General features: G+C 64.5%; 18 protein-coding genes. 9 read left to right on the top strand and 9 right to left on the bottom strand.

Features of this window, described 5'->3' with window-relative positions; translation table 11 throughout:
- Nucleotides 1-4: 4 nt before the first annotated feature.
- Nucleotides 5-1,477 (bottom strand): leucyl aminopeptidase, encoded by a 1,473-nt coding sequence (locus AC2FMN_RS03500; RefSeq protein ID WP_496686295.1) that lies wholly within the window; start codon nucleotides 1,475-1,477, stop codon nucleotides 5-7.
- Nucleotides 1,478-1,692: 215 nt separating this feature from the next.
- Here AC2FMN_RS03500 and lptG point away from each other — a divergent pair, with 215 nt between their 5' ends.
- The 5 genes from lptG to rsmA all read left to right on the top strand — a co-directional run bounded on the left by lptG (nucleotide 1,693) and on the right by rsmA (nucleotide 8,082).
- Nucleotides 1,693-2,793: an LPS export ABC transporter permease LptG gene (gene lptG, locus AC2FMN_RS03505; protein WP_496686298.1), complete on the top strand. Its 1,101-nt coding sequence runs from the start codon at nucleotides 1,693-1,695 to the stop codon at nucleotides 2,791-2,793.
- Nucleotides 2,793-4,949, top strand: coding sequence for an LPS-assembly protein LptD (locus tag AC2FMN_RS03510; RefSeq protein WP_496686300.1), 2,157 nt, complete (start codon nucleotides 2,793-2,795; stop codon nucleotides 4,947-4,949). The genes lptG and AC2FMN_RS03510 overlap by 1 nt, the downstream gene beginning before the upstream one ends.
- A complete protein-coding gene (locus tag AC2FMN_RS03515) occupies nucleotides 4,940-6,193 on the top strand; it encodes a peptidylprolyl isomerase (RefSeq protein ID WP_496686302.1) in 1,254 nt (417 codons plus the stop codon). Before AC2FMN_RS03510 ends, AC2FMN_RS03515 begins: the two co-directional genes overlap by 10 nt.
- Entirely contained in the window at nucleotides 6,190-7,155 is a 966-nt protein-coding gene (pdxA, locus tag AC2FMN_RS03520; RefSeq protein WP_496686305.1) for a 4-hydroxythreonine-4-phosphate dehydrogenase PdxA, read from the top strand. The genes AC2FMN_RS03515 and pdxA overlap by 4 nt, the downstream gene beginning before the upstream one ends.
- Before the next feature lie 84 nt (nucleotides 7,156-7,239).
- Nucleotides 7,240-8,082, top strand: coding sequence for a 16S rRNA (adenine(1518)-N(6)/adenine(1519)-N(6))-dimethyltransferase RsmA (rsmA, locus tag AC2FMN_RS03525; protein ID WP_496686307.1), 843 nt, complete (start codon nucleotides 7,240-7,242; stop codon nucleotides 8,080-8,082).
- Between the two features lie 67 nt (nucleotides 8,083-8,149).
- Here rsmA and AC2FMN_RS03530 read toward each other — a convergent pair whose 3' ends face one another.
- The 3 genes from AC2FMN_RS03530 to prfA all read right to left on the bottom strand — a co-directional run bounded on the left by AC2FMN_RS03530 (nucleotide 8,150) and on the right by prfA (nucleotide 10,866).
- Nucleotides 8,150-8,728, bottom strand: a complete 579-nt coding sequence (locus tag AC2FMN_RS03530) for a DUF4167 domain-containing protein (RefSeq protein WP_496686309.1) — start codon at nucleotides 8,726-8,728, stop codon at nucleotides 8,150-8,152.
- 240 nt (nucleotides 8,729-8,968) lie between these two features.
- Nucleotides 8,969-9,814 carry a peptide chain release factor N(5)-glutamine methyltransferase gene (gene prmC / locus AC2FMN_RS03535; protein WP_496686311.1) on the bottom strand — a complete coding sequence of 282 codons (846 nt, stop codon included), beginning with the start codon at nucleotides 9,812-9,814 and terminating at the stop codon, nucleotides 8,969-8,971.
- Nucleotides 9,811-10,866, bottom strand: coding sequence for a peptide chain release factor 1 (gene prfA, locus AC2FMN_RS03540; protein WP_496686313.1), 1,056 nt, complete (start codon nucleotides 10,864-10,866; stop codon nucleotides 9,811-9,813). The genes prmC and prfA overlap by 4 nt, the downstream gene beginning before the upstream one ends.
- A 62-nt stretch (nucleotides 10,867-10,928) precedes the next feature.
- Between prfA and AC2FMN_RS03545 the strand changes: the two genes are divergently transcribed.
- Nucleotides 10,929-11,231 carry a hypothetical protein gene (locus tag AC2FMN_RS03545; RefSeq protein ID WP_496686315.1) on the top strand — a complete coding sequence of 101 codons (303 nt, stop codon included), beginning with the start codon at nucleotides 10,929-10,931 and terminating at the stop codon, nucleotides 11,229-11,231.
- On the opposite strand, the gene AC2FMN_RS03550 is transcribed toward AC2FMN_RS03545, so the two are convergent.
- From AC2FMN_RS03550 to AC2FMN_RS03565, 4 genes are all read right to left on the bottom strand, one after another.
- The gene (locus tag AC2FMN_RS03550) at nucleotides 11,157-11,564 is read right to left on the bottom strand and encodes a DUF1499 domain-containing protein (RefSeq protein WP_496686317.1); all 408 of its coding nucleotides are present in this window, start codon (nucleotides 11,562-11,564) and stop codon (nucleotides 11,157-11,159) included. The genes AC2FMN_RS03545 and AC2FMN_RS03550 overlap by 75 nt on opposite strands.
- A gap of 66 nt (nucleotides 11,565-11,630) precedes the next feature.
- Nucleotides 11,631-12,578: an agmatinase gene (speB, locus tag AC2FMN_RS03555; protein ID WP_496686320.1), complete on the bottom strand. Its 948-nt coding sequence runs from the start codon at nucleotides 12,576-12,578 to the stop codon at nucleotides 11,631-11,633.
- Between the two features lie 69 nt (nucleotides 12,579-12,647).
- Entirely contained in the window at nucleotides 12,648-13,625 is a 978-nt protein-coding gene (gene speB / locus AC2FMN_RS03560; RefSeq protein WP_496686323.1) for an agmatinase, read from the bottom strand.
- A 35-nt stretch (nucleotides 13,626-13,660) separates the two neighbouring features.
- Nucleotides 13,661-14,824 carry a M20 aminoacylase family protein gene (locus AC2FMN_RS03565; RefSeq protein ID WP_496686325.1) on the bottom strand — a complete coding sequence of 388 codons (1,164 nt, stop codon included), beginning with the start codon at nucleotides 14,822-14,824 and terminating at the stop codon, nucleotides 13,661-13,663.
- Between the two features lie 66 nt (nucleotides 14,825-14,890).
- On the opposite strand from AC2FMN_RS03565, the gene mazG reads away from it, so the two are divergent.
- The 3 genes from mazG (at nucleotide 14,891) to AC2FMN_RS03580 (ending at nucleotide 17,199) form a co-directional block, all read left to right on the top strand.
- A complete protein-coding gene (gene mazG / locus AC2FMN_RS03570; RefSeq protein ID WP_496686327.1) occupies nucleotides 14,891-15,748 on the top strand; it encodes a nucleoside triphosphate pyrophosphohydrolase in 858 nt (285 codons plus the stop codon).
- Nucleotides 15,749-15,811: 63 nt separating this feature from the next.
- Nucleotides 15,812-16,753, top strand: coding sequence for a nucleoside hydrolase (locus AC2FMN_RS03575; protein ID WP_496686330.1), 942 nt, complete (start codon nucleotides 15,812-15,814; stop codon nucleotides 16,751-16,753).
- A complete protein-coding gene (locus AC2FMN_RS03580) occupies nucleotides 16,750-17,199 on the top strand; it encodes a GNAT family N-acetyltransferase (RefSeq protein ID WP_496686332.1) in 450 nt (149 codons plus the stop codon). The genes AC2FMN_RS03575 and AC2FMN_RS03580 overlap by 4 nt, the downstream gene beginning before the upstream one ends.
- On the opposite strand, the gene AC2FMN_RS03585 is transcribed toward AC2FMN_RS03580, so the two are convergent.
- Nucleotides 17,196-17,366, bottom strand: a complete 171-nt coding sequence (locus tag AC2FMN_RS03585; protein WP_490361548.1) for a hypothetical protein — start codon at nucleotides 17,364-17,366, stop codon at nucleotides 17,196-17,198. The two genes, AC2FMN_RS03580 and AC2FMN_RS03585, sit on opposite strands and share 4 nt — an antisense overlap.
- Between the last annotated feature and the right edge of the window lie 16 nt (nucleotides 17,367-17,382).

Consider the following 17,382-nt stretch of genomic DNA (forward strand, 5'->3'; position numbering starts at 1 on the left):
CGGCCTACTCGAAATTGTCCTGCACGAAGCGGTTCAGCGCCCGCACGCCCCATCCGGTCGCGCCTTTGGGCGCATACTTGGTTTCCTTCGCCACCGAGGCCACACCGGCGATGTCCAGATGGATCCAGGGCGTGTCTTCTTTGACGAAACGCTGCAGGAACTGCGCCGCGGTGATCGACCCGGCGGGCCGGCCGCCCACGTTCTTGATGTCGGCGATGCGGGACTCCAGCTGCTTGTCATAGGCCTCGCCCAGCGGCATCCGCCACGCGCCTTCGTCCTCGGCCCGGGCCGCCTTCAGGAACGCGTCGCAGAAGGTGTCGTTGTTGGAAAACACGCCTGCGTTTTCATGCCCCAGCCCAATGATGATGGCGCCGGTCAGGGTTGCCAGATCTATCATGCCCACCGGTTTGAACCGCTCCTGTGCGTACCACATTACGTCGCACAGCACCAATCGGCCCTCGGCGTCGGTGTTGATGATCTCGACCGTGTCGCCCTTCATCGACTTGACCACGTCGCCCGGGCGAATGGCATTGCCCGAGGGCATGTTCTCGACCAGCCCGACCAGACCCACAACATTGGCCTTGGCGTTGCGCTTGGCCAGCGCGCGCATGGTGCCGGCCACGACCCCGGCTCCGCCCATATCCATGGTCATGTCTTCCATCCCAGCCGCGGGCTTCAGGGAAATCCCGCCGGTGTCGAACACGACCCCCTTGCCCACCAGCGCCAGCGGCGCGTCATCGGCGTCGCCGCCGTTCCACTGCATCACCACCACCTTGGATGGGCTGTGCGACCCCTGTCCGACGCTCAGCAAGGTGCGCATGCCCAGCTTGGTCAGTTCGTCCTCGTCCAGCACTTCAACCTTGAGGCCCAGGTCTTCCATCTCTTTCAGACGGTCGGCAAATTCGGTGGTGGTCAGCACATTGGCCGGTTCATTGGTCAGGTCACGGGTCATGCGCACGCCATCGGCCACCGCATACAAGGGCGCGAACGCGGCCTCGGCATCGTCGGCTTTGACATGGCAGATGGTCACGGTGCCCTGCGCGTCATCCGCGTCGGCCTTGGTTTTGTGCGCATCGAACGCATAGCTGCGCAAAGCGATGCCCATGGCCAGATCCTCGACCCGCGCTTGGTTGCCCGCCATCACCAGCAGATCCTTGCCCGCGGCCAACTTGGCCAGCGCGGCGCCGCCTTTGCGCGCCTCGTCCGCGTCGGGGCGGCGCGGCAGGACCAGCACATCCAGCGCCTCGGCCGACATGCCGCAGGGCCAGGCCAACGAGATCACCTCGCCCGTCTTGGCCTTGCCGAACCGCGTGCTTTCAACCAGCCGGGCAATGGCCCCGCGGGTCAGCCGGTTGGCCCGGCGGGCGACGGGGTTCAACTTGCCATCGGCGGGGATGATGATGGCCACACGCCCCTCGGCCTGCGCCATCAGGTCCAGATCTTGGGATTGGAAGCGGATCGGTACCAGACTGCTCATTTCTTGCTCCTGAAAGACTCTGCCCCCAGACCTAGCCCGCAGGCGCGGCATTGACCAGATAGCAGTTTTCCCCGCCAACCAATTGCATTAAGGTCGCCCGAAAATGAACGGCAGGTCCGGGGGGACAATTTGGCACCAAACGGCAGGCACAGGCCGTCGCAGAAACGGACAGGCACAGGCGAATCCGTCAAAGAGGCCTGGTCGGAGGTGCGGACGTGATTCTCGACCGTTACTTCGCGCGGCGGTTTATACAGAGCTTTCTGGTCATCGGCGCCATCTTCCTGACCTTGATGATCCTGATTGACCTGATCGAACAGCTCCGGCGCTTTGGTGACGTCAATCTGTCCTTCGGCCAGTTGCTGCAACTGACGTTGCTGAACACGCCGGCGGCGATCTCGGAAATGCTGCCCCTGCTGATGATCCTGTCCACCATCGCGCTGTTCGTCGGACTGGCGCGCAGTTCCGAACTGGTGGTGACCCGCGCCATCGGTCGGTCGGGCATCCGTGCGCTGGCCGCACCGGCGATGGTGGCGCTGTTGGTCGGCTGTCTCGCCGTGGCCTTCCTGAATCCGATCGCGGCGGCCACGTCGGAAAAATACCGCAACATGTCAGACCTCTACAAGAACGGCGGCAGTTCGACCCTTTCGATCAGCCGCGACGGCCTGTGGCTGCGCCAGGGATCAGCTCAGGGACAGTCGGTGATCAACGCGCGCAGCACCACAAGCGGCGAAACCCTCGAGTTGCGCGACGTGACGATCATCACCTTCGGCCCCGAGGGTATTCCAAACCGCCAGATCGTCGCCCGCCGCGCCATGCTAGAGGACGGCAACTGGGTTCTGCGCGACGCCAAAGACTGGTCGCTGGCCGACGGCGAAAATCCCGAAACCCAGGCGACCAAACACCAGACCCTCAGGCTGGCCACGACGCTGACCCGCGATCGCATCCTCGACACGTTGGGCCAGCGGGATTCCGTTTCGGTCTATGACCTGCCGCAACTGATCCGCGATCTGCGCGAGGCCGGCTTTTCGACCAAGCAATACGAGGTCTGGATGCATGTTCAGCTCGCGCGTCCGCTGTTTTTGGTTTCGATGGTCCTGATTGGGGCGGCGTTTACCATGCGCCATGTCCGGTTCGGGGGCACCGGCATCGCGGTTCTCAGCGCCGTTCTGCTGGGCTTCGCCATCTATTTCATCCGCAACTTCGCACAGATCCTCGGAGAAAACGGACAATTGCCGATCTACCTCGCGGCCTGGGCGCCGCCCTTTGCCGCTATCCTGTTGTCGCTTGGCCTGCTTTTGCATGTGGAGGATGGCTGATGCGCCGGCTCGCGACCTTGCTGCTGACGGCTACGCTGGCCGCAGGCACCCCTTGGCTCGCCACCGCGCAGCCCAGCCAACCCGACACCGCCACACGGCAACAGCAGGACCCGCCCGCCCTGCTGGTGGCCGATAAGGTATTCGTCACCGCCGATGGAAAGCTGGTCGCGGAAGGCAATGTCGAGGCCTTCCAAGGCGATGTCCGTCTGACCGCGCAGCGCATTACCTATGACCGCGAGACGGGCGGCCTGACGCTGGAGGGTCCGATCCGCATCGACCAAGGTGGACAGGCCACCGTTCTGGCCGATTCGGCCGAGTTGGATGACGGTCTGCGCAACGGGCTGCTGACCGGCGCCCGCATGGTCTTTGACCAGCAAGTCCAGATCGCCGCCGTTCAGGCGACCCGCGCCGCTGGACGCTACACGCAGTTCAGCAAGGTCTCAGCGACCTCGTGCTACGTTTGCGCCGATGGTCGTCCGCCGCTGTGGCAGATCCGCGCACGCAAAGTGATCCACGACCAGGTGGAACGGCAGCTTTATTTCGAAGGCGCACAGTTCCGCGTGATGGACGTGCCGGTATTCTATTTCCCCACCCTGCGCCTGCCCGACCCCACGCTGGACAGGGCAACCGGGTTCTTGGTGCCATCCATCAGAACGACGTCGCAGCTGGGAACCGGGGTTCAGGTCCCGTATTTCTTCAAGCTCGGCGATCATCGCGACCTGACCGTCACGCCCTATGTGTCTTCCAAGACCCGCACGCTGGGCCTGCGCTATCGGCAGGCGTTCAAACGCGGACGCATTTCGTTCGAGGGGGCCTATACCCGCGACGACATCCTGCCGGGAGAAGGCCGCGGATATCTGTTCGGGTCCGGATGGTTCAACCTCAGGAACGATTTCCGCCTGACCTTCGACATCCAGGCCGCGTCAGATGACGGCTATTTGGCCGATTACGGCCTGCCCGACTATGACCGACTGCGCAGCGAACTCGCGCTGGAACGGATCAAGCGCGACACCGCGTTCCGTACCAGCTTCATTCACTACAAGACCTTGCGCGACAGCGAGAATCAGGACGAAATCCCTTCGCGCGTGTTCGACCTGTTCTACGAAAAGCGCTATTTCCCGACCACTCTGGGCGGTGAAGTCCGGTTGGGTTTCGAAACCCACTCCCATACCCGCACCAGCGACGCCGACATCACCGGCCGCGACGTCGCCCGCGCGAGTTTCGACGCCGAATGGCTGCGCAGTTGGACCTTCGCAACCGGCCTGCGCGCCGATGTCGAGATGGGCGCATCGGTCGATACGTTCGACATCCGCAACGACAGCGCCTATCCAGATCAGCTCAGCCGCGCGACCCCGCGGGCGGCGCTGACCCTGCGCTATCCCATGACTCGGCGCGAATCCACGGGGGCGACGCAATTCCTGGAACCTATCGCCCAGATCGGCTGGACCCACGTGTCCGACACGAACGTGCCCAACGACGAAAGCACTTTTCAGGAGTTCGACCAGGGCAACCTGCTGTCGATGTCCCGGTTCCCAGCCCCCGATCGGCGAGAGGATTCAACAACCGCCGTGATCGGCGTCAACTGGGCCCGCTATGCGGCCGGCGGCTGGCAGGCCCTAGCCACGATCGGACAGGTTTTCCGCGCCGATGCTGATCCGAACTTCACCCTGACCTCGGGGCTGCAAGGCACGTCCTCGGACCTTCTTCTGGCCGGTCAGATCAAGACCGCCAACAACCTCTCGCTGGCGGGGCGCGCCCTGCTGGATGGGGATTTCAGCTTTACCAAGGCCGAATTGCGCGGTGACTGGAAGGGCAACAGCACCTCTTTATCGGGCAGCTACATCTGGCAAGAGCCCGACCCGGCCGAGAACCTCGATGACGAGATTTCCGAAATTCGGTTGACGGCGCTCCACCGTTTGAACGAAAACTGGCGGACGCGCGCGCTGGCCCGCTATGATCTGGCCGAATCCGAGCCGCTCAGATTTGGCTTGGGCCTGACCTATGAAAACGAATGCGTGCAGGTAAACATGTCCGTCAGCCGGCGATATACGTCGTCATCGACTATTGAGCCCACGACGGAATTCGGCTTTACCGTTGCACTGACAGGATACGCCGTCGAAGGCGGGGGCAAAAAGTACAAGAGACAATGCAGTTGATTTCAGCTATCTCCACCTTTCTTCGTTCCGGTTTTCTGAAATCGGCGGCGCCCCTGCTGGCAGCGGCCCTGATCTCGGCGCTGCCGCATCAGGCCCCGGCCCAAAGCCTGTTCGCCCCCGCCATCCGGGTCAACCAGGACATCATCACTTGGTACGAACTGGAACAGCGGCAGCGGTTCCTCGAGGTCCTGGGCATTCCCGGCAGTTCAGAGCCCGAGGTCCGCAAGGCCCTGATCGACGAGCGGCTGCGCAAGCAGGCCATGCGCGAAGCCGGCATTCAGCCCACCCCCGAGGATATCCAGCTTGCGATCGATGAATTCGCCGCTCGCGGCCAGTTGGCGCCCGACCAGTTCCTGCAGGCGCTGACCGACTCGGGCGTCGACCCCGAAACCGTGCGAGACTATGTCGGCAATCAATTGGCCTGGCGCGACTATGTCAGTTCGCGCTTCATTTCTCAGGCCCGGCCCACACCCGACGAGATCAACCGCGCCATGGGCCAGGCCGGTGGCGGCGGGCTTCAGGTCCTGCTGTCGGAAATCATCATTCCCGTCACCCCCCAGACCCTTGCTCAGGCCGAGGCGCTGGCAGACGAGATCGCTCAGGTCAAGACCATCGACGCTTTCTCGGCCGCGGCCACGCAATATTCGGCCGCCCCGACGCGCGAGAACGGCGGGCGCCTCGATTGGCTGAATATCTCCAATCTGCCGCCGGTCCTGCAGCCCGTGATACTGGGCCTCAAGACCGGTGAAGTGACCCCTCCGCTGACGCTGCCGAATGCCGTCGCCCTGTTCCAGTTGCGCGGCCTGCGCGAGGTCGCAACCGGAGCGCCGCGATACTCCAAGATCGACTACGCCGCCTATTATCTTCCCGGCGGCCTCAGCCCCGAAACCTTGAAACGCGCGGCCGAGCTCAAGGAAACCGTCGACACTTGCGACGACCTGTACGGCATCGCCAAGGGTCAACCGCCCGAAGTGCTCGACCGCGTCGAGGCCAGCCCGTCGGAGATTCCGCGCGATTTCGCGGTCGAACTCGCCAAGCTCGACCCGAACGAAGTGTCCTCCACGCTGACCCGCAACAATGGCCAGACGCTGGTGTTCCTCATGCTGTGCGGCCGCACCCGCGACCTGGGCGAAGACACCTCGCGCGAGGACGTGGCCAACGCGCTGACCCAACAGCGGCTGCAAGCCTTTGCCGACAGCCTTCTGGAACAACTGCGCGCCGACGCCACGATCATCGAGCAATGACCGCGCCCATCGCGCTCAGCTGCGGCGAGCCCTCGGGCATCGGTCCGGAAATCGCCGCCAAGGCCTGGGCCGCGTTGCGCGACAGCTGCCCGTTCTTCTACATCGGCGATCCCGACCACCTGCCGGACGATATCCCCACGACCAAAATCGCAGACCCCGCCCAAGTGGCTGACATCTGCGCAGAGGCGCTGCCGGTGTTGCCGCTGGCTTTTCCCGCCCCCAACCTGCCCGGCTGCCCCGATCCGGCCAATGCGCCCTCGGTGATCGATGCTATCGAAACCGGCGTGTCGCTGGTGCAATCGGGCGCGGCCTCGGCCCTCTGCACGGCACCGATCCACAAGAAGGCCCTGATCGACGGCGCCGATTTCGCTTACCCAGGACATACCGAGTTTCTTGCGGCGCTGGCAGGTCGCTCCCGCGTGGTGATGATGCTGGCCAGCGACCAACTCCGCGTGGTGCCCGCCACGATCCACATCCCGCTGTCGCAGGTGCCCTCGCGGCTCACGCCCGACCTGCTGCGCGACACGATCGCGATCACCGCCGATGGACTGCGTCGCCAATTCGGCATCCCGCATCCTCGCATCGCGGTGGCCGGACTCAACCCCCATGCCGGCGAGGGTGGCAAGATGGGTCGCGAGGAACTGGACTGGATCGCGCCCCTTCTATCCGATCTTGCGCCCGACGGCTACACCGTCACCGGCCCGCACCCCGCCGACACGATGTTCCACGCCGCCGCACGCACCCGATACGATGCCGCAATCGCCATGTATCACGATCAGGCGCTGATCCCGATCAAGACGCTCGATTTCGACCGTGGCGTGAACGTGACCCTGGGCCTGCCCTTCATCCGCACCTCGCCCGACCATGGCACCGCGCTCGACATCGCCGGGAAAGGCGTCGCCAACCCCACCAGCTTGATCGAGGCGCTGAAACTCGCCCAACGCATGGGACAAAGCACTTGATCCTTCATCTGGCCCCAAATATCCCCGCCGGAGGCAATTAATGTCTGGCGCCCCGCCCACATCCCGCGCCACGGTAATCGAATCATGAGCGCAATCGACACCCTCCCCCCGCTGCGCGAGGTCATCGCCAAGCATCAGCTCTCGGCCCGCAAGTCGCTGGGCCAGAATTTCCTGCTCGATCTCAACCTGACCGCCAAGATCGCCCGGCAGGCCGGCGACCTGAGCCAATGCGACGTGCTGGAGATCGGCCCCGGCCCCGGAGGCCTGACCCGCGGTTTGCTGGCCGAAGGTGCGCGAAAGGTGGTGGCGGTGGAAAAAGACACCCGCTGCATCGCCGCGCTTCAGGAAATCGCTGCTGCTTATCCCGGGCGGCTTGACGTCATCAATGGTGACGCCCTCGAAATCGATCCACTTGAACATCTGACGCCGCCCATCCGCGTGGCGGCCAATCTGCCGTACAATGTGGGAACTGAACTGCTGGTGCGCTGGCTGACCCCGCCGGAATGGCCACCCTTCTGGCAAAGCCTGACCCTGATGTTCCAGCGCGAGGTGGCCGAACGCATCGTGGCGCAGCCCGGCACCAAGGCCTATGGCCGACTTGCGATCCTGGCCCAGTGGCGGGCTGAGGCGCGCATTGCCATGTCCCTGCCCCCCGGTGCGTTCACGCCGCCGCCCAAGGTCAGCAGCGCCGTGGTCCACTTGACCGCCCTTCCCGAACCACGCTTTCCGGCGGATGCCGACACCCTGTCACGCGTCGTGGCCGCTGCGTTTAATCAGCGCCGCAAGATGCTGCGCGCGGCGCTCAAGGGGCTGGCCCCCGATATCGAGGACCGCCTGACAGCCGCAGGCATCAAGCCGACTGATCGTGCCGAGCAAGTCTCGCTCGAAGCCTTCTGTGCGCTGGCACAGGAATTGCGGAAAACCTGACAGTCTGACCAAGAAAAAGCCCCGGCGCAGATGCCCGGGGCCTGTTCGTTGGCGCAAGTCCGACCGACTATTCAGCCGCTTCAGGCGCATCGCCTCCTTGCACAGGTGGCTCGGTTTCGGCCGGCGCCACCTTGGGTTTGCGACCGCGCGGACGGCGCGCGGGCTTCTCCTTCGGCTCAGACGCGTCGGCTGTACCGCCCTTGCTCTCTGGAGTTTCAACCAGCCCGGATTCAGGCGAATCCGCATCGCTATCCAAATCCAACACATCCGGCTGCGGCGCTTCGGCCGGATCCGCCCGGCGCGCAGCTTCCCGCTCCTGCCGCTCGGCCCGTTCACGGTCACGTTCGGCCTGCCGCTCGCGGTTCTGCCGCTCCTGCTCCTCGCGGCGTGCTTCCATCTCACGCTGCGCTTCGCTCAGCATACGCAGATAGTGCTCGGCATGTTGTTGAAAGTTTTCGGCAGCCACGCGGTCATTGGCCAGCTGTGCATCGCGCGCCAGCTGGTTGTACTTGTCAATGATCTGCTGCGGCGTGCCGCGCACCTTTCCCTCGGGTCCCGAGCTGTCGAAAACCCGGTTAACGACGTTGCCACCAGAGGGGCGATTGCGGTTGTTCTTTGCCCGCGAGCGGGATTTGGAGGATCTCATCTTACTGTACGTCAGCCTTGTCTTGCACTGTCGATCCGCCCGAAGTCTGCGCTGCTCTGTGGCTTGTGCCTTTGCGGGACTGTCGACGTTTTTGGGCTTGGCGTCAGGGGTGCGCCGAAAGGGCGTCAACCGCGCTGACTAACCCGAGTAAACATGTCCTGACGGCGCAGACAAGGGGTTAAAGTTCAAAATGCCGGGTTTTTTACCGCGACCGGCGTAAATCGGCCTCAGAATCCACGGCTAGCCCGGCATTTTGGCGCCAACAACCCGGTCGCGTCCATCCAGATCGGGGATCACGCGGATATCCACCAACCCCGCCGCGTCGAACAACGCGCTGACCGCCTGCGCCTGTGTCGGGCCGATTTCCACCAGAAGTCGTCCACCGGGCATCAGGTGATCAGGGGCGCCCGCCGCAATCCGGCGATAGGCGTCCAGCCCGTCCGCTTCATCCGTCAAGGCCAGACGCGGTTCGTGCTCGCGCACTTCGGGCGCCAAACCGTCCATCTCATCGAGCGCGATATAGGGCGGATTGGAAACGATCAGGTCGAAATACCCGCCAATGTTTTCAAACCAGTCCGAGCGCAGGATCTCTGCCCGATCCTGCACCCTATGGACCACCGCATTGGCGCTGGCCTGCAGACAGGCGGCCTCGCTCAGGTCGACGCCCAGCCCGGTTGCGCTGGTGCGCTCCGCCAGCAGGGTGATCAGGATGCAGCCCGAGCCGACGCCCAGATCCAGCACGCGGTCAAACGGCTGGCTCAGGGCCGCTTCGATCAGCGCTTCGGTCTCGGGGCGCGGGTCCAGCACGTCGCGGCTGACGCGGAAACGTCGGCCGTAGAATTCGCGCTCGCCCAGCAGATGGGAAACCGGAACCCGGATCGCGCGCAGCGACACCAGTTGCTCATAGCGTTCGGCGATCTCGGGCGAGAGCTCTTCGGGTGCGATCAGGGTCACGCGGCTGGCCTCGATCCGGGCGGCATGGGCCAGCAGGACCCGGGCGTCCCGCGCCGGGTCGTCCACACCTGCGGCCCGCAGGCGCGCGGTGGCGGCCACCATGGCCTGTGCCGCTGTCAGCGCCGCGATCATTGCGCCATCTCCGCCAACAAGCGCGCCTGATCGTCGGCCGTCAGCGCGTCGATCACCTCGTCCAGATCACCCTGCATCACCTGGTCCAGCTTGTAGAGCGTCAGGTTGATCCGGTGATCCGTCATCCGCCCCTGCGGGAAATTGTAGGTGCGGATCCGCTCGGACCGGTCACCCGTTCCCACCTGGCTGGCCCGGTCGGCCGAGCGTTCGCTGTCGATCCGCTGGCGCTCCATGTCATAGAGGCGCGTCTTGAGCACCTGCATCGCGATCTCGCGGTTGCGGTGCTGCGACTTCTCGGAACTGGTGACCACGATCCCGGTCGGCAGGTGGGTGATCCGCACCGCCGAGTCGGTGGTGTTCACATGCTGCCCGCCCGCGCCCGAACTGCGCATCGTGTCGATGCGAATGTCATTCGGGTCGATCTGGATGTCCACATCCTCGGCCTCGGGCAGGACGGCAACCGTCGCCGCCGAGGTGTGAATCCGCCCACCGCTCTCGGTCTCTGGCACCCGCTGCACCCGGTGCACGCCGGATTCGTATTTCAGCCGGGCAAAGACGTTGTCGCCCTTGATGTGGGCCACCACTTCCTTGATGCCGCCCAGCTCGGTCTGCTGTTCCTCGATGATCTCGAACTGCCAGCCGCGCGCCTCGGCATAGCGCTGATACATCCGCAGCAGGTCGCCCGCAAACAGAGCCGCCTCGTCGCCGCCGGTGCCGGGGCGGATCTCCAGCATCGCCGGCCTCGCATCGGCCGCGTCCTTGGGCAGCAACGCCAGTTGCAGCGCGTGCTCGGCCTCGGGGATGCGCGCCTTGAGCTGCGGGATCTCCTCCTCGGCCAGCGCTTTCATGTCGGGGTCGTCCAGCATCGCCTCGGCCTCGGCCAGATCGGCCCGCAACTGGCGCCAAGCTGCGATCTGTTCGACCACCGGCTTGAGGTCGGAATATTCCTTGGCCAAAGCCGCGATATCCCCACCCGAGGCGCCATCGGACATGGCCGCTTCGAGGTACTGGAATCGCTGGGTGATCTGTTCAAGACGTTCTTCGGGGATCATTGGGGCGGTGTCTATCATCCGACGGCTTTGGTCAAGGCCCCGGCTTGTGCTAAGCTGTGCGCATGAAACGGATCATTGCCCTGCTGATCGTCTGCGCAACGCCCGGTCTGGCAGATGTCATCGGCCCCAGTGGCAAGGTGCAGGATTGCTATTGCACCGACACATCCGGCGCGCGGGTCGAACTGGGCGAGATGGTCTGCCTGCAGGTCGATGGCCGCATGTTCATGGCCCAGTGCCAGATGTCGCTGAACGTGCCGATGTGGCGCGAGGTGTCCGAGGGGTGCCTGTCTTCAGGACTGCAAAGCCGCCAGCCAACCGTCGACCCGGGTGCGATTGACGTCGAAATCCCGTCGGCCAAATCGTAACCGTCCATAGATGCGCAGCGTGTCGCCGTCCTGCTGGGCAGTGGTGAAGTCGGGAAAGCCGAACACCCGGCTGCGGGTCACATAGGTGATCAGGCCCTCATCCACCGATCCGGCCAGCACCGTCGTGCGCGGCGTCGCCCGCGCCTCCTTGTCCAGCCGCGCGAGGCCGTCCGGTCCGGTCTGCACCACGCGGATCACGCCTCCGGGCAGGTCACGATCTGCCTCGGCCACGACCGGCACATGCCAGCGCGCGGGATCGGACGGTGCCAGCCGCACATAGAGGCCAAGCGCGACAACCGCTGCGACGACCAACCAAAAAACCATGCGTTTCATTCCATTCAGACCCTCCGGCAGAACCCTAACCGCCCGCCGGTACGGGGCAAGACCTGCCGGCCCTGCCTACCGTGACGTCACGCCGGGCAGGATACACAGCAGCTCGAACAGCAGGTTTGCCGCCGTCAGCGCGGTGTTGCCCGACGGATCATAGGGCGGAGAGACCTCGACCAGGTCGCAGCCCACCACGTTCATGCCCCCCAGCGCGTGGATCAGCTGCAGCGCCTGCGGCGTGGTCAGGCCGCCGATCTCGGGCGTGCCGGTGCCGGGGGCGTAGGCCGGATCCAGGCTGTCGATGTCGAACGAGATGTAGACCGGGTGATCGCCCACCGTCTTGCGGATCTGCGCACCGATCTCGGTCAGATTCTGTTGCCACAGATCCCAGGCAGGAAACTGGCGGAAACCCCATTCGCGCGCCTCGGTGAAATCGCTGGCCGCGTAACCCGAGCCGCGGATACCGACCTGAAAGGTCTTGTCGGGCACGATCAGCCCCTCTTCATACGCGCGGCGGAATACCGTTCCGTGGGTCTCGCGCTCGCCGAACATCTCGTCATTGATGTCGGCATGGGCGTCCACATGCACCAGAGCAACGGGGCCGTGTTTGGCGGCAACGGCCCGCAGGATCGGCAGAGTGATCGAATGATCGCCCCCCATCGCCACCGGGGTCACCCCCTGCGTCAGGATCGCGTCATAGCTTGCCTTGATAATCCGCAGGCTGTCGGCCAGCGAGAAGGTGTTGATCGCCAGATCTCCGATATCGGCGATCTGGAGGCTGTCGAAAGGCGCGGCCAGCGTGGCCATGTTGTAGGGCCGGATCATCGCGCTTTCGGCGCGGATCTGCTTGGGGCCGAACCGGGTGCCCGACCGCCACGAGGTTCCGATGTCCATCGGCACGCCCAGCACAGCCACGTCCAGCCCCGCCAGTCTATCGGCCGCAGGCAACCGCATGAAGGTGTTGGGCCCGGAAAACCGCGCCAGATCATTGCCGCTGATGGGTTGGTTGAATTGGCTCATGGCGTCTGCGCCCCCTGTCCCTTTGGTTCACCTGATACCGGCCATAGCAAAACCATGGCTAACCAATGGTTAAAGCCGCGCGTCTTTCGCCAGTTTGTTCCATCCCAGCAGGCACACGATCTGGGTCGCCACATGCGCCCCCGCGATCGCTGTGGCGCCGGACGTGTCAAACGGCGGAGACACCTCGACCACGTCGCCCCCCTTGATGTTGATCCCGGCAATGTCGCGCAGGATGATCTGCGCCTGGATCGAACTGAGCCCACCCCAGACCGGGGTGCCGGTGCCAGGGGCAAAGGCCGGGTCCAATCCGTCGATGTCAAAGCTCAGATAGACCGGGCTGTCGCCCAGGATACCCTTGATCTTCTGCGCCACGGCGGCAGGGCCAGATTCATAGACCTCGCGCGCGTCGATGATGTTGACGCCCAGCGTGTCCTCGTTGGTGGTGCGGATCCCCACCTGGACCGAGCGTTTCGGGTCCACGATCCCCGACTTCACCGCCTTGTAGAACATGGTGCCGTGGTCCACCCGGCTCATGTCGTCATCGGCCCAGGTGTCGGTATGGGCGTCGAACTGCAACAGCGACATCGGACCGTATTTCTCGGCATAGGCCTTGAGGATCGGAAAACTGATATAGTGGTCGCCCCCCAGCGTGACCGAGGCCACATCCGCCGCCAGAATGGTGCGGATATGGTCGGTCAACGTGTTGGGAAAGGCGGGAATGTTGGCATAGTCATAGGCCATGTCGCCATAGTCGATGATCGCCAGCTCGCTGAGCGCATCGAAAGGCCAACCATAGGGCGCATCGGGCGATTGCAGGGCGCTGGCCTCGCGGATCGCGCGCGGGCCCAGACGGGTGCCGGGGCGGTTGGTCACCGCCTGATCGAACGGCACGCCGGTCACTGCGATATCGGCGCCGGTCAGATCCTTGGTGTACAGCCGCCGCAGAAAGGACGTGGCCCCGCCAAAGGTGTTTTCATAGCTCAACCCCTTCAGGTCGGGGTTGGTAAAGGCCTCGTCGACCTGATTTTTCGCGTCTTCCAATGCCATTTTGGCCCGTATCCTCCCTGATATCGACCGGACCGTCAGGTCAACGGCTGCGCCTTTTCGACGATGCGCGCAAAAAACGAGGCACCCACCGGTGCGATCTCGTCGTTGAAATTGTACTTGGGGTGATGCAGCCCCGGCCCGTCGCCCTGCCCCAGGAACAGATAGGCGCCTGGGCGCTCCTGCAGCATGTACGAGAAATCCTCGGCCCCCATCTCGCGGCCCGAATTTGCGATCACCCGATCGGCGCCTGCCACTTCGCGCGCCACCTCGGCGGCGAAACCGGTCTTGTCCGCATCGTTGACCGTGGCCGGATAGCCCACGACGTAATCCAGCGTCGCCGTGACCCCATAGGATGCCGCCTGCCCCTGCACGATTTCTTCAAGACGGGTCATCACCATCTTCTGCACCGCCGGATCGAAGGTCCGGACGGTGCCGTTCAGATAGGCGGTGTCGGGGATCACGTTGTTCACGGTCCCGGTGTGGATCTGGGTGACCGAGATCACCAGATCGTCCAGCGCATAGTGGTTGCGGCTGACGATGGTCTGGATTGCCTGCGCGATTCCGCAGGCGGCCATGACCGGGTCGCGCGTGTCGTGTGGCATGGCACCGTGGCCACCCACGCCCTGAATGTGGATGTCGAACGTATCGACCGCCGCCATGATCGGCCCGGGCGTGGTATAGAATGCGCCCTCGGCAAAGCCCGGCGCATTGTGCAGCGCATAGACCTCGGCGATGTCGAACCGGTCCATCACGCCCTCTTTGACCATGATATCGGCGCCGCCTCCCTCTTCCTCGGCGGGTTGGAACAGCAACGCCACGCGGCCCCGGAAATTCCGCGTCTCGGCCAGGTACCGCGCCGCGCCCAGCAGCATTGTGGTGTGCCCGTCATGCCCGCAGGCATGCATCTTGCCGGGATTCTTCGAGGCATATGCCACCCCGGTCTGCTCCTCGATCGGCAGCGCATCCATGTCGGCGCGCAACCCGATCGTGGGGCCATCGCCCTGCCCGTTGATGATCGCCACGATCCCTGTCTGCGCGATCCCTTCGTGCAACTCATCCACGCCGAACTCGCGCAGCCGCTCGGCCACGAAGGCGGCGGTCTGGTGGCAATCGAATTCCAGTTCCGGGATCGTATGCAGGTGTCGGCGCCATTCGGCCATGTCGGCGGCGTAGTCGGCAATTCGGTTCACGACGGGCATCGGGGGTGGACTCCTGATCCAAGCTGCGGGATGGATGCATCTGACACCGGAACAAGGGGCTTCGCAATGGCTGAAAATCCACTGATCCACGATACCGACGCCGGAATCGAGCGGCTGCTGGAAATCATGCGCCGCCTGCGCGACCCGGAAACCGGCTGCCCGTGGGATATCGAACAGGACTTCGCCACCATCGCCCCCTACACGATCGAAGAGGCCTATGAGGTCGCCGACGCCATCGAACGCCAGGCCTGGGACGAACTCAAGGGCGAGCTGGGCGACCTGCTGTTCCAGTCAGTCTTTCACGCCCAGATGGCCGAAGAGGCCGGGCATTTCACCTTTCAGGACGTGGTGCGAACCATGGCCGACAAGATGGTCGCCCGCCACCCGCATGTCTTCGGCGACGAATCCCGAGACAAGTCCGCCGAACAGCAGACCCGCGACTGGGAGGCGATCAAGGCCGCCGAACGCGCGGGCAAGGAACAGAAGGGCGCGCTGGACGGTGTCGCCGCGAACCTGCCGGCCCTGCTGCGCGCCTACAAGCTGCAGAAACGCGCCGCGCGGGTGGGCTTTGACTGGCCCCATGCGGGCCATGTGCTGGACAAGATCGCCGAAGAGGCCGCCGAACTGGCAGAGGCGCGCGACCAGATGGACGCCGACGCGCTCGAGGACGAATTCGGCGACCTGCTCTTCGTGATCGTCAATCTCGGCCGCCATCTGGGCGTCGAGCCCGAGGCCGCCCTTCGCCGCACGAACGCCAAGTTCACCCGGCGCTTCAACAAGATCGAGGAACGCCTCGCCGAACGCGGCAAGACGCCCGAACAGAGCACGCTCGAGGAGATGGACGCCCTGTGGGACGAGGTGAAGGCCGAAGAGCACCGCGCGAACGGCAAACTCCCGCCGGTCAAGGCCGCAAGCGACGCCTGAAACCGCTGGACAAGCCCAGCCGCGCTTGCCAGTGTCCGCCCTCACCATCCCCCCGGAGACCCCATGACCGCCCGCAAAATCATCATCGACACCGACCCCGGACAGGACGACGCCGTCGCCATCCTGCTGGCCTTGGCCAGCCCCGAAGAGATCGAGGTGCTGGGCATTACCGCCGTCGCGGGCAACGTGCCGCTGGAGCTGACCGCCAGGAACGCCCGCATCGTCTGCGAACTGGCGGACCGAACCGACGTGCCGGTCTATGCGGGCTGCGACGCGCCTTTGAAACGCAAGCTGGTCACCGCCGAGCATGTGCACGGCAAGACCGGCCTCGACGGCCCCGACCTGCCCGACCCAAAGATGGAACTGGCCCAGGGCAACGCGGTCGATTTCATCATCCACACCCTGCGCCGCCACCCGCCCGGCACCGTCACCCTCTGCCCGCTGGGGCCGCTGACAAACATCGCCACGGCCTTTCAGAAAGCCCCCGACATCGTCGAGCGGGTGCAGCAGATCGTGCTGATGGGTGGTGCCTATTTCGAGGTGGGCAACATCACCCCGGCCGCTGAATTCAACATCTACGTCGACCCCGAAGCCGCTGACATCGTGTTCAAATCCGGCGCGGACATCGTGGTCATGCCGCTCGATGTCACCCACAAGGCGCTGGTCACCAAACAGCGCAACGAAGCCTTCCGCGCCCTTGGCACCAAGGTCGGCATCGCGGTGGCCGAGATGACTGATTTCTTCGAACGTTTCGACAAAGAGAAGTACGGAAGCGAGGGCGCGCCCCTGCACGATCCCTGCGTGACCGCCTATCTGATCCGCCCCGAGCTCTTCTCGGGCCGACACGTCAACGTCGAGATCGAAACCCAGTCGGACCTCACCCTTGGCATGACCGTCGCCGACTGGTGGGGCGTCACCGACCGAAAGCCCAACGCGCTGTTCATCGGCGATCTGGACGCCGACGGGTTCTTTGCCCTGCTCACCGAACGGCTGGCGCGGCTATGAGCGCCGCCCTGCGCCTTGCCCGCCCCGACGACCTTGATCGGCTGATGGGTCTGGTCGCCGCCTTTCACGCCGAGGCAGGGATCGAACAGGACCCCGACCAGCGCCGCGCGGCCCTTGCGCCGCTGCTCGAGGGCATCCCGCACGGCTGCATCTACCTGATCGGCCCCAGCCGCGCGCCGCTGGGCTATGTCATCATCACCTTCGGCTGGTCGGTCGAGTTCGGGGGCATGGACGGGTTCGTGGACGAAATCTACATCCGCCCCGCCATTCGCGGCCGCGGCATCGCTACCGAAGTTCTTCAAGCCCTGCCCAAGGCACTGGCCGGGGCCGGCCTGACGGCCCTGCACCTTGAGGTGGATCGAACCAACGAGGCCGCGCAGAAACTGTACCTTCGAACCGGCTTCAAACCGCGCGACCGCTACATGCTGATGAGCAAGACGCTCTAGCGCGACTCACCGCGGAAGATCAGGCTGGGGCTATAGTACATCTCTTGCACCGGATCATTCTGCGACACCGGTTCACCGGTGATCGGGTAGGTGCCAGGCCCCGCACAGGCCGCCAGAACACCGACGGAAAGCATCGAAATCACGAGAAGGATTCTTGAAGCAGACATCACGTTCTCCTTTCTG

The sequence above is a fragment of the Ruegeria sp. BHSC037 genome, from assembly GCF_059613045.1.

Coding starts and splice junctions, on each gene's coding strand:
- AC2FMN_RS03530 (WP_496686309.1), bottom strand. CDS start 8,728: ATGAGATCCTCCAAATCCCGCTCGCGGGCAAAGAACAACCGCAATCGC.
- AC2FMN_RS03565 (WP_496686325.1), bottom strand. CDS start 14,824: ATGCCCGTCGTGAACCGAATTGCCGACTACGCCGCCGACATGGCCGAA.
- prfA (WP_496686313.1), bottom strand. CDS start 10,866: ATGATCCCCGAAGAACGTCTTGAACAGATCACCCAGCGATTCCAGTAC.
- AC2FMN_RS03575 (WP_496686330.1), top strand. CDS start 15,812: ATGACCGCCCGCAAAATCATCATCGACACCGACCCCGGACAGGACGAC.
- AC2FMN_RS03580 (WP_496686332.1), top strand. CDS start 16,750: ATGAGCGCCGCCCTGCGCCTTGCCCGCCCCGACGACCTTGATCGGCTG.
- AC2FMN_RS03515 (WP_496686302.1), top strand. CDS start 4,940: ATGCAGTTGATTTCAGCTATCTCCACCTTTCTTCGTTCCGGTTTTCTG.
- AC2FMN_RS03585 (WP_490361548.1), bottom strand. CDS start 17,366: ATGTCTGCTTCAAGAATCCTTCTCGTGATTTCGATGCTTTCCGTCGGT.
- mazG (WP_496686327.1), top strand. CDS start 14,891: ATGGCTGAAAATCCACTGATCCACGATACCGACGCCGGAATCGAGCGG.
- speB (WP_496686323.1), bottom strand. CDS start 13,625: ATGGCATTGGAAGACGCGAAAAATCAGGTCGACGAGGCCTTTACCAAC.
- speB (WP_496686320.1), bottom strand. CDS start 12,578: ATGAGCCAATTCAACCAACCCATCAGCGGCAATGATCTGGCGCGGTTT.
- AC2FMN_RS03545 (WP_496686315.1), top strand. CDS start 10,929: ATGAAACGGATCATTGCCCTGCTGATCGTCTGCGCAACGCCCGGTCTG.
- AC2FMN_RS03500 (WP_496686295.1), bottom strand. CDS start 1,477: ATGAGCAGTCTGGTACCGATCCGCTTCCAATCCCAAGATCTGGACCTG.
- pdxA (WP_496686305.1), top strand. CDS start 6,190: ATGACCGCGCCCATCGCGCTCAGCTGCGGCGAGCCCTCGGGCATCGGT.
- rsmA (WP_496686307.1), top strand. CDS start 7,240: ATGAGCGCAATCGACACCCTCCCCCCGCTGCGCGAGGTCATCGCCAAG.
- prmC (WP_496686311.1), bottom strand. CDS start 9,814: ATGATCGCGGCGCTGACAGCGGCACAGGCCATGGTGGCCGCCACCGCG.
- AC2FMN_RS03510 (WP_496686300.1), top strand. CDS start 2,793: ATGCGCCGGCTCGCGACCTTGCTGCTGACGGCTACGCTGGCCGCAGGC.
- AC2FMN_RS03550 (WP_496686317.1), bottom strand. CDS start 11,564: ATGAAACGCATGGTTTTTTGGTTGGTCGTCGCAGCGGTTGTCGCGCTT.